This is a genomic window from Nostoc sp. FACHB-110 (assembly GCF_014697425.1).
Taxonomy (GTDB): domain Bacteria; phylum Cyanobacteriota; class Cyanobacteriia; order Cyanobacteriales; family Nostocaceae; genus Nostoc_B.
Window position 1 is genome coordinate 14402 of sequence record NZ_JACJRU010000016.1, and the last position, 13431, is coordinate 27832.

The following is a 13431-nucleotide window of genomic DNA, read 5'->3' on the forward strand; positions in this document are numbered from 1 at the left end:
TGTACAGATACTAGGCAAAGCAAATATCCAAACGATGAAAACCCAAAAATTGTTGACATTTGAGGAGTATCTTGCTTATGACGATGGTACAGACACACGCTATGAGTTGGTGGATGGGGAACTAGTTGCAATGCCACCAGAAAGTCAAGAAAATAGCAATCTTGCAAGATTTTTATTTGTGGAATTACTCAAATATTTTGCTTTTCATTTAGTTGCTCATAAGGATACAGAAATTGAGGTTGCAGGACGACGGGCTAGATGTCGTTTACCTGACTTAATGGTTCACACAGAAGAGTCTTATGCTGCTCTTGTTGGTGCTACTCGTGCTACCCTCACTCGTGATATGCCTCCCCCTGGGTTAGTAATTGAAATTGTTTCTCCGGGAACAGCAAACCGTGTTCGTGATTATCGCTACAAGCGGACAGAATATGCTGCTAGAGAAATATTAGAGTATTGGATTGTTGACCCAGAAATGCAACAAATTACAATATGTCAGTGGGTAGAGGGACAGTATGAGGATCAGGTATTTACAGGTGCAACTTGTCTAAAATCATTAGTAGTTCCAGATTGGACATTAACAGTAGAGCAGGTGTTTAACAGCGTAAATCGGGCAGAATTACCAGGTAAATAGAATGGAATACTTGTTTCATTCTTGCTGTTGTCCGAGATATACTTCGATAACGCGGGGGTCATTTTGCACTTCCTCAAAGTTGCCTTCACATAATACTGAACCTTCATGTAACACTGTGACTTTTCTTGCTATTTGTCTGACAAATTCCATGTCATGTTCAATCACTAAAATGGAATGACTTTGAGCTAAAGTTAACAGTAATTCGCCAATGTTATAGGTTTCTTCATCTGTTAAACCTGCCACTGGTTCATCAACAAGTAATAAGTCAGGAGATTGTGCCACTAACATTCCAATTTCTAATCGTTGCTTTTCGCCGTGGGCTAACAAAGATGCGGGGATATCTGCTTTAGATGTTAAACCAATAGTTTCTAATAACCCTACAATATTTTTCTTTTCAGTCGTGTGAGAACGCCCAAATAATGTTGAAAAAACATTTTTATTTTGGTTGCTGGTAATTTCTAAATTTTCTCGTGGCGTGAGGTTAAGATATACTCTAGGGGTTTGAAACTTACGTCCAATTCCTAACCGGGCAATTTGATGCTCTTTTAAAGAACGCAGATTTTTACCTTTGAATAAAACTCGTCCGATAGTTGGTTGAACTTTGCCTGTAATTACATCAAGAAACGTGGTTTTACCTGCACCATTGGGGCCAATGACTACGCGTAATTCACCTACATCCATACTAAAATTTAGCTTGTTGATGGCTTTAAAACCATCAAAACTAACAGTGACGTTTTCAGTTTCCAAGATTTTGGCGTTCATGTTGCACTTCTGCGTCTTCTTCTAAGCTGGGATATGTAGCAATTTTTTGCCGACGGCGTAAAAGGGAAATGTTTTGATTTTGCATCCATCCGACAATGCCATCAGGCAAGACGGTGACGACAATTAATAGTAATGCGCCTTGGAAAAATAGCCAAATATCAGCAAATTTTTCACTTAAAAGCACACGGGCGTAATTAACTAATAATGTGCCAACAACTGCCCCAATTAATGTAGCCCTTCCCCCGACGGCTACCCAAATTACCATTTCAATCGAAAAAGCAATATCCATTGCTCTGGGGGATACAGAACCACTTTGTAAGGTGTAAAATGCTCCTGCTATGCCTGCGATCGCACCAGAAATGGCAAACACTAATGTTTTATAATCTGTAGGATCATAGCCAGAGAATCTCACCCGACTTTCATCATCTCGAATGGCAATTAATAATCTGCCGAAACGTCCACTTGTTAGCCAACGGCAAAGTGCGTAGGTAATAGCCAGAAATACAACAGTTAGGATATAAAAAACAAATTGTGTTTTGGCATCACTCACCGTCGCTCCAAACAAAGTTGTAAAATCTATTAGCCCATTTGTACCGTTAAAAAATTGTTGTTGTCCGTTAAAAAAGTTGAAAAATACAATAATTGCCGCTTGGGTCAAAATCGAAAAGTAAACGCCTTTAATGCGGTTGCGAAATACTAGATATCCTAATAATCCTGCCAGCAAACTTGGAATAATTACTACAGCCGCTACAGCGATAGGAAAAGAATAAAAAGGTAGCCAAAACCAAGGAAGTTCTGTTACACCATACAAACTCATAAAATCAGGTAATTCCCCAGTTGGGACTTGCAACTTTAGGTACATAGCAATAGCGTAACCACCTAAACCAAAGAAAATTCCATGTCCCAAACTTAGTAGCCCAGTGTAACCCCAAATTAAATCAATACCCAAAGCCACAATAGCCAGAGATAAAAATCGCCCTAACAAATTCAGACGAAATTCCGAAAGCAGCACTGGCATAATTAAGATGAGGATGAGTGCGATCGCTACTACTACCCCAATCTCAATTAAAATTAACCTTCCCCCCTGCTTCATATACACCCTCCGCGCCTCTGCGGTTTAAACATCAACAGTCCGGCCTTTTTGCGGAAAAATACCCGCAGGTTTCCACTGCAAAAACGTAATAATTAACGCAAACACCATCACTTTAGCCATGCTGGTTGTCGCAAAAAAACTAAATAAATCTGCTAAAGGTTTCACAGGTGTGAATAACAAACTCAAAGTTCCAGAACCAATTAAAAAGTTAGCTGTCCCAATTCCCAAAGCTGCAACGATAGTTCCAACTAAATTACCGACACCACCAACAACAACCACCATAAAGGTGTCGATAATATAATTTTGTCCCGTATTTGGCCCCACTGAACCGAGTAAACTAATCGCACACCCAGCCACGCCAGCTAAACCAGAACCTAAAGCAAACGTGATAGCATCAACTTTTTGAGTTGGGATACCTAAACAAGCACTCATACTCCGGTTTTGTGTCACCGCCCTAATTCTTAATCCCCAATTAGAACGTTGTAAGAATAGATAAATTCCTAATACACAGATGATGGTTAAAGTAATAATAAATAATCTGGCAAAAGGTAATTGCACACCACCCAGAGATATTCCCGCTTGTAACCAACTAGGTGCTGTGACATCCACATTTTGTGCCCCAAACCAAGGTTGAGTTACTGCTAGTTGATAAGTTTGGCTGAATACATTACTGACTGCTAGTGTTACTCCTCCAGAAAGTAACAATATCACAGCTACACCCCATTTACGCACGCGCTCTACATTTGTTTGGGAATTTAAAACTTTCGTACCGCCAAAAAATAAGAGAGAGAATAAGACTATTCCAATTACCAACACCCAATTAACACTGCGAACAAACTGCTGAAAAATTAAACTAACTCCCCAAGTGGCTAATAAAGTTTCTAGAGGTCTTCCATAAAGATAACGAATCACAACTTTTTCCAGAATTAACCCCACGCCAGCAGTAAAAACAAAAGCGATGATTAAAGCCAAAAAAATATAAATTTCAAACCAGAAACCACCCAATTGTTTGCAGCCGTTCTGCACAACAAATGTGGCATAAGCACCAAACATCATTAATTCACCATGTGCCATATTAATTACACCCATCAAGCCAAATATTATGGCGAGTCCCAAGGCAGCAATCAATAATACAGCACCGATGCTAATTCCATTAAATACAGCATCTAAAAAACCTGTTAACACTTTTTTCCCCGAATTATTAGTGATAGGTCAATAGTTAAAAGCTAGTAGGTTGAGTGGAGGAACAGAACCCAACATTCACGCATACTTTGTTGGGTTTCGCTATCGCTACACCCAACCTACGATTCTTAACTATTGACCATTGAATCTTGACTAATTAAGCCTGTTTATACTTACCTCCTTTAGCTGGGTCTGACCAATCACAAGCAAATCCTTTTGTTTCTTTGACAAATTGATTCCAAGGCACTGGTGCAACTGGTTCAGGTGTAGCAAAGACAATATTAAACAAACCATCATCTCTAACTTGACCAATTCGCACTATTTTAGAGATGTGATGATTGGCATTTACTGTGACTTTTCCTTCAGGGGCATCTATGGTTTGTCCATAAGCCGCCGCACGCACTTTAGGTATATCAGGAGTCCCGGCTTTTTCTACTGCTTGTTTCCACAAATAAACAGCGATATATGCGGCTTCCATTGGGTCATTTGTTACCCGACTATCGCCATATTCTTTTTTAAAAGCTGCAACAAATTTCTTATTAGCAGGTGTATCTACTGTTTGGAAATAATTCCAAGCGGCATAGTGTCCTTTGAGATATTCCACCCCAATGGCTTTGACTTCTTCTTCAGCAATACTGACTGACATGGAAGGATATTTATCTGGTGTTAAACCTGCACCTTTTAATTGTTTGAAGAAAGCAACATTGCTATCACCATTGAGTGTGTTGTAAATTACGCCACCATTAGGTAATTTTTGCTTAATTTTTGTGATAATTGGCGTAACTTCTGTGTTACCTAGTGGTAAATAATCTTCACCTACTGTTGTTCCGCCTAATGCTTCTAATTGCGCTTTAATAATTGTGTTAGCAGTGCGGGGGAACACATAATCTGAACCTACTAAAAAGAATTGTTTACCTTTATTTTTTAACAGCCAATCAACAGAAGGTTCAATTTGTTGGTTTGGTGCTGCACCTGTGTAAAAAATGTTTTTAGAACATTCTTGACCTTCATACTGCACGGGATACCACAGCATATGGTCTTTACTTTCAAAGACTGGCTTCACATTTTTGCGACTTGCAGAAGTCCAACAACCAAACACTACCGCTACTTTATCTTGATCGATGAGTTTGGTTGCTTTTTCTCTAAAAGTATCCCAATTAGAAGCACCATCTTCCACAACTGCTTCTATTTGTTTGCCTAAAACACCGCCTGCGGCGTTAATTTCTTTGATTGCTAATTTTTCAGCATCAACAACGCTTTTTTCACTAATGGCCATTGTGCCACTGAGGGAATGTAACAGACCTATTTTGATAGTGTTACCACCACTTGAAGCCACAGGAGAGTTACTCTCAGATGCACTGGGACTAGTTGTTGCACTTGGGGAGTTATTAGCGCAAGCCTTCAGCAAAATGCTGCTGGCCATAGTTGCAGAACTGAAAATTAAAAATCTACGGCGGTTAAATTGTCTACTCATAATTTTTATTAGTTACACCCTCAATCATCTAGCTAATAGCAGGCTTTTAAGTTTAACCTTTAAATGGTGATAGTAGTTTGATATTTAACCATTAAAAAGTTACTTTTTATACAGAAAATTTATTTTATTCAACAAAAAATCAACTTCTTTCGGTTAAAAGTTGTAAAATTTCATAGTTCAAATTATTACCATTGAGTATTTCAGTAGCGATCGCTTACTCTATAAATTTTTATGAATTAACCAGTCTCAGCCTTCTCAAATCTTGTGAGTAGAGTTTTTGCGGTGTAGGAGAAATGCCAAGATAGATTCAGATGTTTCAGGAGTTCTTATGTCCTTAACTATCCAAGACCTGGAGAAAATGCAGGCAGATTATCCTGACTATCGTATGGAATTGGTTGACGGAAATATAATGGTCATGAGTCCATCAGGTTATGAGTCGGAAGAAGTTGGTACTGAATTTGCCCGAATTTTAGGTAATTGGGTGAGGCCACGCAAGTTAGGACGTGTAGTTGGTTCCAGTGCAGGTTTTAAATTACCTAACACAAATTTACGCGCTCCCGATGTATCGTTTATTCGGGCAGAAAGGCTGAAACGTTCTACTGAAGATTATGCCGAATTGGTTCCCGACTTAGTAGTTGAGGTAAAATCGAAGACTGATTCTGTAGATAAACTGCGCGAGAAGATTCAAGAGTTTATCGAACTGGGGACGCAAGTCGGAATTTTAATTAACCCTAAAACTAGAACTATAGAAGTTTACGGTGATGGGCAAAAAATAATATTAGGTGATGGTGACGTGCTAACACTTCCAGATTTATTCCCTGGTTGGCAAGTAGCGGTTGCTGATATTTGGTCTCCAGTGTTTGAATAATTGTCTGTTTATCAGTGCTATTTTATGACTAGCTACTGGGTCACTAAACTCTCTACAATAAAACCCTTGTTAGCTAAAAAATATTTTTGTAATTATGACAAATCAAGCTCCGATTCCAGTCATTATTAACGGTGCTGCTGGCAAAATGGGACGTGAAGTAGTCAAAGCCGTAGCCCAAGCACCAGACTTAACCCTCATGGGTGCAATTGACCGTAACCCAGAACATCAAGGTAAAGATATTGGAGAACTCGCAGGGTTAAGCGAACCTTTGGAAGTACCGGTAACTGACCAATTAGAACCTATGTTGGGGTACGTGGCTGGGGAAAGACAGCTACCACCGGGGGTAATTGTAGACTTTACCCATCCTGATTCAGTTTATGACAACGTGCGCAGTGCGATCGCCTATGGCATTCGTCCCGTTGTTGGTACTACCGGGTTAAGTCCAGCACAAATTCAAGATTTAGCCGCCTTTGCCGAAAAAGCCAGCACAGGTTGTTTAATTATCCCCAACTTCTCAATTGGGATGGTGTTGTTACAACAAGCTGCTGTCACCGCATCACAATATTTTGACCATGTAGAAATTATCGAACTGCACCACAACCAAAAAGCCGATGCACCTAGCGGTACGGCAATTCAAACCGCTCAGTTATTAGCAGATTTGGGTAAAACTTTTAACCCGGCACAGGTAGAAGAAACCGAGAAAATACCAGGAGCCAGAGGCAGTTTAGCCGACGAAGGTATTAGAATTCATAGTGTCCGGTTGCCAGGATTAATCGCCCATCAAGAAGTAATTTTTGGCGCGGCTGGTCAAATTTATACATTACGCCATGATACAAGCGATCGCGCCTGCTATATGCCCGGCGTCCTACTGGCAATTCGCAAGGTCTCACAGTTAAAGTCGTTAGTGTATGGTTTAGAAAAGATACTCTAAACATTAGCACTCAACACCCAGCACCCATGCTTGTTCCACTGACGCGCCAGAAATTTGAACAAATTATCCCCCTCATTGCTACTGGTCAGCAGTACAAGTATTACTGGGGGAAATTCTCTAATTTTTTGCAGCGACTATTAGTTTCTGTAGTTTCTGTAGTTGTAATATTACTCACCAAAGCCCTATTTGGATTAGAGTTTGGCCCCATTCTCTTTTTTCTGGGGGTTATAGGTGCGCTTTTTTGGCTGTGGTTCCCCGTGTTTCAAGCAAGTATAAGGAATGCAAAATGCCGCCGTTATAAATACAGCGGCTTTTTCCGTGGGCGAATTTTAGATTGGTGGATTACAGACCAGTTGATGGGAAAACAAGAAACTGTCAACAGCAAAGGGGAATTAGTAATTGTTGAGAACCGAGAGAAACGAATAAATCTCGAAGTTGGCGATGACACTGGATTTAGCGTCGAGTTAGATGCACCACTACGTCCTTTTCATAAAGCGATCGCTCGTGGTCAAATAGCAGAAATGATAGTCATGTCAAATCGCCCAGATTTAAGCACCATTGAAGATTTCAGCGATGTTTACATTCCCAGCCGCGACCTCTGGGTGAACGATTATCCCTATCTCCGCCGAGATTTTTTTGGTGAAGTCAGCCGCCGCCTCCGCGAAGACCAACAAGACCGACCACGCCGCCGTCGCCGGAAAACAGAATGAAGTCGGAAATTTCATACTTCATACTACCCTTCTCCCCAAGGGAGACGCTACGCGAACGGGAAGCCGCGCAAAGCGCGTCTACATACTTCATACTTCATACTTCATACTTCATTTAACTTCCCCGATTCGCATTCTGGCCGTAAGCTTGCCAAGCTAAATCTACTAAACCATCAACAATGGCAGCTGCTACAACTGCATTTCCCTTGCGGCTGTCAATTGTGATGTGAGGCACTAAAGAATCTTGCAAGCGATTTTTAGCAGTATCTAAGTCTACAAATCCTACAGGTGTAGCAATAATTAACGCTGGTAAAATTTCCTCTGCTTCAATTAAATCAATTAGTGCTGTTAGTGCTGTTTGCGCTTGACCAACCACAAAAATTCCCTCTGGGTAACGCTTGGCTAAAGTTTCAATTCCCCAAGCTGCCAAAGTTTTTTCCTTTTGCGGACGTGTCACAGTTTCCATACTGCAATACACCGGGTTAGCAAAGGTATTTTGAATGTCGTAGGCTATACCTACCTGCACCATCGGCACATCTACCACAATCGTGGTACGTGCTGCTAACGCCGCAGCCCCAGCTTGCAAAGCGTGTTCCGAAAAGCGAATTAAAGACTTATATTCAAAGTCAGCTGTGGCATAAACCACCCGCCGGACAATTTCATACTCTGCGGGTGAAAAGACATGATCGCCAATTTCACTATCGATGATTGCTAAACTTTGAGCATCCGTTACGTGCCATTCCATCACTGTTAAACGCTGATATACCAGCTTTCAGCTTATCAGCTTCAGAGAGTGCTGATACCAAGTTGTAGTCAAAGATAGTAACCTAGGGTGGGAGTTGGGAGTCGGGAGTAGTGAGTAGGAATACTACTTCAGCAAAGCAACAGGCTGAAGCGCAAGGTTGTTCTTGAGGCTGGGTGTCAGAGTTTTAAAAACATACACCCCTACACCCTTACACCCCTCAACCCTTGACTACAACCATCAGCACTTATAACTCTGCCCTAGAAGAAGGACGACTGAATACAGGAGATAGATAAGCGACTAAAGCCCCAATGAAAAATCCAGAAATATTCCGAACTAAAGGCAGCCAATCGCTAGTGCGGGTAACTACAGGCCCAATCCCGAAGGCAATAAATAAAATTCCCCACAGTGGAGAAAAAATTAATGCCCATTGCCAAGCAAAAATTTGTTTGTCGTTACGGGGTTGAGCTGCAAAGCCACAAATAATTCCACCAATCACTGAGGTAATCAGGGTGAGAATCCACTGTTCCCTGGGTAGTCCAGGTACAACAGTACAACCACCTTTAAGTAAGCAGCCTTTAACTGAGTTAAGAGCTTGTAAAATTGCTTGGTCTTCGCCTTGTTCGCGCACAAAGTACAAGTTACCAAAGCGAGTTTGTAATTCTATCCAAAAGGTGCGGGGTAAAAGTTCATAAACTGCGTCGCCGACACTAAAGCTGAGAATATTACCGCCACGAGAATCAGCAACTAGCAAAATGCTTTTATCATCTAAACCCCAATAATTAATCACTGCCCGGCCGGGAGTGCGATCGTATTGGGTTAATACGCGCAATTTCCAGCCAGTGTCAGTTTCAAATTGCTTTAAATCTGAAACCAGCTTTTCTTCTTGAATGTCGGTGAGAGATTTGGCTAAATCTACTACTGGGGTTTGAAAGTTAGGTAGTAAATCAGGGTTGTCATAAGCCAGTGCTGAAGAGGGATGCCCTATCCAAATTGACCCAGCTAAGAAAAATACCGCGAAAGATACCAGAATTCGTCGCCAAAAACTAGACTGCATGGATGTTTTTATACAAATATCAACAGTAGAAGTGAACAAGTTGTTTTAAAAACTAAGAGAGAAAAGTGATACTTCTTTACACTTGTTTACTTTACTCTAATCTTAGGGTCTAAGGAAAGTACTGGCGGTGAGGTTCGAGATGAAGTGTATTGATTGCATCTGTTGGGGCGGGTGTGGTTTTAGGAAAAATTAAGTAATGAGTGTCTTGCTTGGTGGAGCGGCTTTGATGATCAGTCTTTAACTGGAAACGATATCAGGAGCGATCGCTCTTTAAAATTACAATTTTTGAATATCAGTGAAAGTAATCAGGTTAACATTACACATAATTTTGCACATTGAACAAAAAAGAGGACGGTTAAGATACCTATCCTCTTTTTGATTGAGCATTACCCGGTATATTTATCCGACTGGAGGAAATGAAGCCAGGGAAAAGATAAGTACAGCATTTTCCCTGAGGAGTTTTTTACATCAAGTCAGTTATTTGCGAGGAGAATTTTAAATTACACACCTGCGCCAGTTGCAGTTCCACCTAGTTTTTGTTGAATTTTGGCTTTAGCTGCTTTAAATTCTGTCGCTAGTTGCTCGCTTTGGTCAGTGTTCAAGTTGTTGCGGATAGCAGCAAACAAGGTGCTTTCTTCTTGACGAACATGGTCGCCAACGATTTCCATCAGGTTTTTGATTCTATCTTTGAATTGAGATGAAGACGGGTCAATGGCCTTGATTTCATCTAACAGGCGCTTCATTTGGGCTTGTTCATCATAGAGTTCTTGGGTATCGCCTTCACCGTAGAAGGAACGAACTTTGGGGTAAACGACTTCCTCTTCCGCTTCAGCATGAGCGGTGAGGTCTTTGTAGATTTGACCGAAGTATTCTTGAATCTTTTGAGCATTGTTGCTTTGTAGCAATTCTGTAAACAAGATGTTTACTTTGTTATGATCCAAGCGAATCACGTCTTGGATGTTCATATCTTGTTTATCAGAGTTTTGGGTAACAGCACTACCAACTGCACCACTTAATGCTGCTACTGCATCTTGAACTCTAGCCCACAGACCTTGGTCAGCATCTTGTCCGGTTAGTTCGCGTACACCGAGAATTTCTAAAATACCTTTGAGTTGCTCTTGGTGAGCGCGGTTTTCAAAGTTTACGGGGTTGATAGGGCCAATTGCTACTAGCACATCAGCACCTACTTTTTGGGCTGCCTTGTGTACCAACAAACCACTAAGAACTTGTTGATGTTTTAATAATTCGTGCTGAGATACTTTTTCGTAAAAACTCAGTTCCGAACCTTGGATTAATTTGCGAGCTTGGTCTACTAAGTCTTTAACTGTTTGTTTTGGCTCTTGCTGAATGCCATACTGCACAATTACAGTTTCAATGATACCTAAATTTTTGCGATCGTCTTCGAGAAAATCTTGGAAACGCTTCGAGATTTCGCTGTCAGTAGTTTCTTTCAAAAACTGCTGTTCATTCTCAATAAGCAACTGTTGAAGCAATTTGATTCCTGCCAATTTAGCAGCAATAGCATTACGCTTTGTATCATCTAGTGTTGATACCATTTTGAAGTTCTCCTCGAAAAAGTAATCGTATTTATTACTAAGAACAGCTTGTCACAGGGCTTAATGATTTTTCCTCTTACTTTTGAGCGATCAGTTGCTTTTCTATGGGTAGAAAAGCAATTTTTTACATATAATTTTTTCTAATTACACTTTTGGATATATAAGCTAGAAAATTTCCCTCCATCGCTAGATAGATAACTTTTTAAAATTAATTTCCTAGATTGACCAAAGATAGCCAAAAATTTTGGTTTTCCGATTTGTGAGGCTCCCCTGGCGGTGGGGATTGAATTCTCAAAATCAGCCAAAATCAAACATACTAAATCGAAAATTGGCACTGTCAAACAGGAGTTAAAAATCAATGCCAGAAAGTCCTGGACTAGGAGAGCAGGCTCTCAATAAAGCCGCAGAAATAGGAGTAACTAGCCAATTAGATGAAGTAGAAAATTTAGATATTGATATTCAAACTGACCCGCTCAAACTTGTTCAGGGACAAGTAGATTCAGTCAAAATTGCAGGCGAAGGTTTAGTCATACAGCAAGACCTCCGCATGGACAAAATTGAAATGCAGATGGGTAATGTGGCGATTAATCCTTTAAGTGTAGCTTTTGGCAAAATTGAGTTGACTAAACCTACACAAGCCAGTGCGAAAGTAGTTCTGACAGAAAGTGATATCAACCTCGCTTTTAATTCAGATTATGTGCGATCGCAACTTCAACATCAGTCAGTACATATTAATGGCAAAACCACAAACATAGAACCTCAAGATATTGAATTTCGCTTATTAGAGAATCAGAAAATCGGGCTAAATGCAGGTATTAAATTAAAGGAAACAGGTGAAACTCAACAAATTGCTTTTACAGCAATTCCGAAGGTAAATGCTAACGGACAATCTGTTTCTTTAGAGAATGTCGAATATGGCGAAGGTGAAGAAATATCGCCTGAGTTGACAAAAGCTTTAGTTGACCAAACCAGTGAAATTTTAAATCTCAGCAACTTCGATTTAGAAGGTATGAGCCTGCGAGTTAAACAACTAGAAGTAGCACCGGGAAAACTCACGCTGCAAGCAGAAGCGTATGTCGAACAAATTCCCTCTGCATAAACAGTAAATACTAAATCATGGACACTATGGAAACTACAGAAACCACATCATCAGCTTCTACTCCTTTTCCAAATATTCCCCCAATTATTGAAAGTGACGATAGAGAGTATCGTGATACAGGTGTACCTAGTACAGTAGCGATCGCCGGACACCCCTTACATCCTCTCAGCGTCATATTTCCCATAGCTTTTTTAGCCGCAGCCTTGGGTAGCGATTTTGGTTATTGGTTAACTCGTGATTTCTTCTGGGCGCGGGCTTCTATCTGGTTAATTGGACTTGGGCTGGGGGGTGGCTTAATTGCAGCCGCTATTGGGATGAGCGACTTTTTGAGAATTGAGCGAGTCCGTAAGCGTAATGCTGGCTGGGTGCATCTCATTCTCAATGTTTCTATCCTAGTTTTAACCTTGGTAAACTTTCTCCTCCGTATAGGCGACGCTGATGCACGCATCTTACCTTGGGGATTATTAATATCTCTGGTAGTTGGTACACTAACTAGTGCTTCTGGCTGGTTTGGTGCAGAACTTTCCTATCGCCACAAAATTGGTGTAGTTGGGGCTGGCAGCAAAAGATATCCATAATTTTCTTGGATACTAGAGACACCAAGGCTAAAATCTTGTTTAGTCTCCAGCTTTGAGAAAATGCGCCACAACCGGAATTTCAAAATATTAATAGTCATGTCTTTGCTCATCGTCACTGCGATGGGCTTTTTGTTTAAATATTACCCTGGCCCAGGTCGGGCTTGGTTTAACGACTCCGGCGCGGCAATATTTTACGAAATATTTTGGTGTTTGTTTGGCTTTTGGTTTTTCAATAGTCGCCAAGTCTTAGTACAAATTCCTATTTGGGTTTTTGTCATTACTTGTATAGTAGAATTTCTCCAACTTTGGCATCCGCCATTACTAGAAGCGATACGTGCCACATTAATCGGTAAATTACTATTAGGTACTACTTTTTCTTGGTGGGATTTTCTTTATTATGTAATAGGTAGTATTTTAGGTTGGTTGTGGCTACAAAAACTATGGGAAATAGGCAATGCAAAAAAGAGTCAAAGTTAAACCTAATTCCAAACAACAAAAAATTACTGAAGAAGTTGATGGGAGTTTGATTGTCAATCTCAAATCGCCACCAGTAGATGGTAAAGCGAATGAAGAATTAATTAGACTATTGGCTGATAAATATGATGTACCAAAATCTTGTATAACAATTAAATCAGGTTTAACTTCTCGACAAAAATTGGTTGAAATTGAGGATATCTAATATTTATTCTTGGCTCTGTTGAATCTCCATCAAGAATCTCATTTCTATAAACCTTCAACTAAATGAACCTAC

At 40.4% G+C, this 13431-nt stretch carries 15 protein-coding genes; 8 read left to right on the forward strand and 7 right to left on the reverse strand.

Annotated elements, in window-relative coordinates:
• The first annotated feature begins 34 nt into the window (after positions 1–34).
• Positions 35–631 (forward strand): Uma2 family endonuclease, encoded by a 597-nt coding sequence (locus H6G69_RS16320; RefSeq protein WP_190689076.1) that lies wholly within the window; start codon positions 35–37, stop codon positions 629–631.
• A 15-nt stretch (positions 632–646) separates the two neighbouring features.
• Here the strand turns inward: H6G69_RS16320 and urtD are convergent, their stop codons facing one another.
• The 4 genes from urtD to urtA all read right to left on the reverse strand — a co-directional run bounded on the left by urtD (position 647) and on the right by urtA (position 5142).
• Positions 647–1393, reverse strand: a complete 747-nt coding sequence (gene urtD / locus H6G69_RS16325; RefSeq protein WP_190689078.1) for an urea ABC transporter ATP-binding protein UrtD — start codon at positions 1391–1393, stop codon at positions 647–649.
• Entirely contained in the window at positions 1368–2486 is a 1119-nt protein-coding gene (gene urtC / locus H6G69_RS16330) for an urea ABC transporter permease subunit UrtC (protein ID WP_190689082.1), read from the reverse strand. The genes urtD and urtC overlap by 26 nt, the downstream gene beginning before the upstream one ends.
• A 24-nt stretch (positions 2487–2510) precedes the next feature.
• Complete coding sequence (locus H6G69_RS16335; RefSeq protein ID WP_190689085.1) at positions 2511–3671, reverse strand: ABC transporter permease subunit; 1161 nt, start codon at positions 3669–3671, stop codon at positions 2511–2513.
• Between the two features lie 154 nt (positions 3672–3825).
• Positions 3826–5142: an urea ABC transporter substrate-binding protein gene (gene urtA / locus H6G69_RS16340; RefSeq protein ID WP_190689088.1), complete on the reverse strand. Its 1317-nt coding sequence runs from the start codon at positions 5140–5142 to the stop codon at positions 3826–3828.
• Positions 5143–5470: 328 nt separating this feature from the next.
• Here urtA and H6G69_RS16345 point away from each other — a divergent pair, with 328 nt between their 5' ends.
• The 3 genes from H6G69_RS16345 (at position 5471) to H6G69_RS16355 (ending at position 7651) form a co-directional block, all read left to right on the forward strand.
• Positions 5471–6010, forward strand: a complete 540-nt coding sequence (locus tag H6G69_RS16345) for a Uma2 family endonuclease (RefSeq protein ID WP_190689090.1) — start codon at positions 5471–5473, stop codon at positions 6008–6010.
• 94 nt (positions 6011–6104) lie between these two features.
• Positions 6105–6941 carry a 4-hydroxy-tetrahydrodipicolinate reductase gene (gene dapB, locus H6G69_RS16350; RefSeq protein WP_190689093.1) on the forward strand — a complete coding sequence of 279 codons (837 nt, stop codon included), beginning with the start codon at positions 6105–6107 and terminating at the stop codon, positions 6939–6941.
• A 26-nt stretch (positions 6942–6967) separates the two neighbouring features.
• Positions 6968–7651 carry a phosphate ABC transporter permease gene (locus H6G69_RS16355; RefSeq protein WP_190689096.1) on the forward strand — a complete coding sequence of 228 codons (684 nt, stop codon included), beginning with the start codon at positions 6968–6970 and terminating at the stop codon, positions 7649–7651.
• A 112-nt stretch (positions 7652–7763) separates the two neighbouring features.
• On the opposite strand, the gene H6G69_RS16360 is transcribed toward H6G69_RS16355, so the two are convergent.
• The 3 genes from H6G69_RS16360 to H6G69_RS16370 all read right to left on the reverse strand — a co-directional run bounded on the left by H6G69_RS16360 (position 7764) and on the right by H6G69_RS16370 (position 11003).
• The gene (locus H6G69_RS16360; RefSeq protein WP_190689099.1) at positions 7764–8393 is read right to left on the reverse strand and encodes a precorrin-8X methylmutase; all 630 of its coding nucleotides are present in this window, start codon (positions 8391–8393) and stop codon (positions 7764–7766) included.
• A 244-nt stretch (positions 8394–8637) separates the two neighbouring features.
• Entirely contained in the window at positions 8638–9447 is an 810-nt protein-coding gene (locus H6G69_RS16365; protein ID WP_190689101.1) for a TPM domain-containing protein, read from the reverse strand.
• Between the two features lie 500 nt (positions 9448–9947).
• Positions 9948–11003 (reverse strand): hemerythrin domain-containing protein, encoded by a 1056-nt coding sequence (locus tag H6G69_RS16370; protein WP_190689112.1) that lies wholly within the window; start codon positions 11001–11003, stop codon positions 9948–9950.
• Between the two features lie 358 nt (positions 11004–11361).
• Here H6G69_RS16370 and H6G69_RS16375 point away from each other — a divergent pair, with 358 nt between their 5' ends.
• The 4 genes from H6G69_RS16375 to H6G69_RS16390 are packed head-to-tail and all read left to right on the forward strand — an operon-like array spanning position 11362 to position 13359.
• A complete protein-coding gene (locus tag H6G69_RS16375) occupies positions 11362–12102 on the forward strand; it encodes a DUF2993 domain-containing protein (RefSeq protein WP_190689115.1) in 741 nt (246 codons plus the stop codon).
• A 26-nt stretch (positions 12103–12128) separates the two neighbouring features.
• Positions 12129–12680 carry a DUF2231 domain-containing protein gene (locus H6G69_RS16380; RefSeq protein ID WP_190689118.1) on the forward strand — a complete coding sequence of 184 codons (552 nt, stop codon included), beginning with the start codon at positions 12129–12131 and terminating at the stop codon, positions 12678–12680.
• Between the two features lie 60 nt (positions 12681–12740).
• Entirely contained in the window at positions 12741–13157 is a 417-nt protein-coding gene (locus H6G69_RS16385) for a DUF2809 domain-containing protein (protein ID WP_190689121.1), read from the forward strand.
• Entirely contained in the window at positions 13135–13359 is a 225-nt protein-coding gene (locus tag H6G69_RS16390; protein ID WP_190689124.1) for a DUF167 domain-containing protein, read from the forward strand. The genes H6G69_RS16385 and H6G69_RS16390 overlap by 23 nt, the downstream gene beginning before the upstream one ends.
• The last annotated feature ends 72 nt before the right edge of the window (positions 13360–13431 follow it).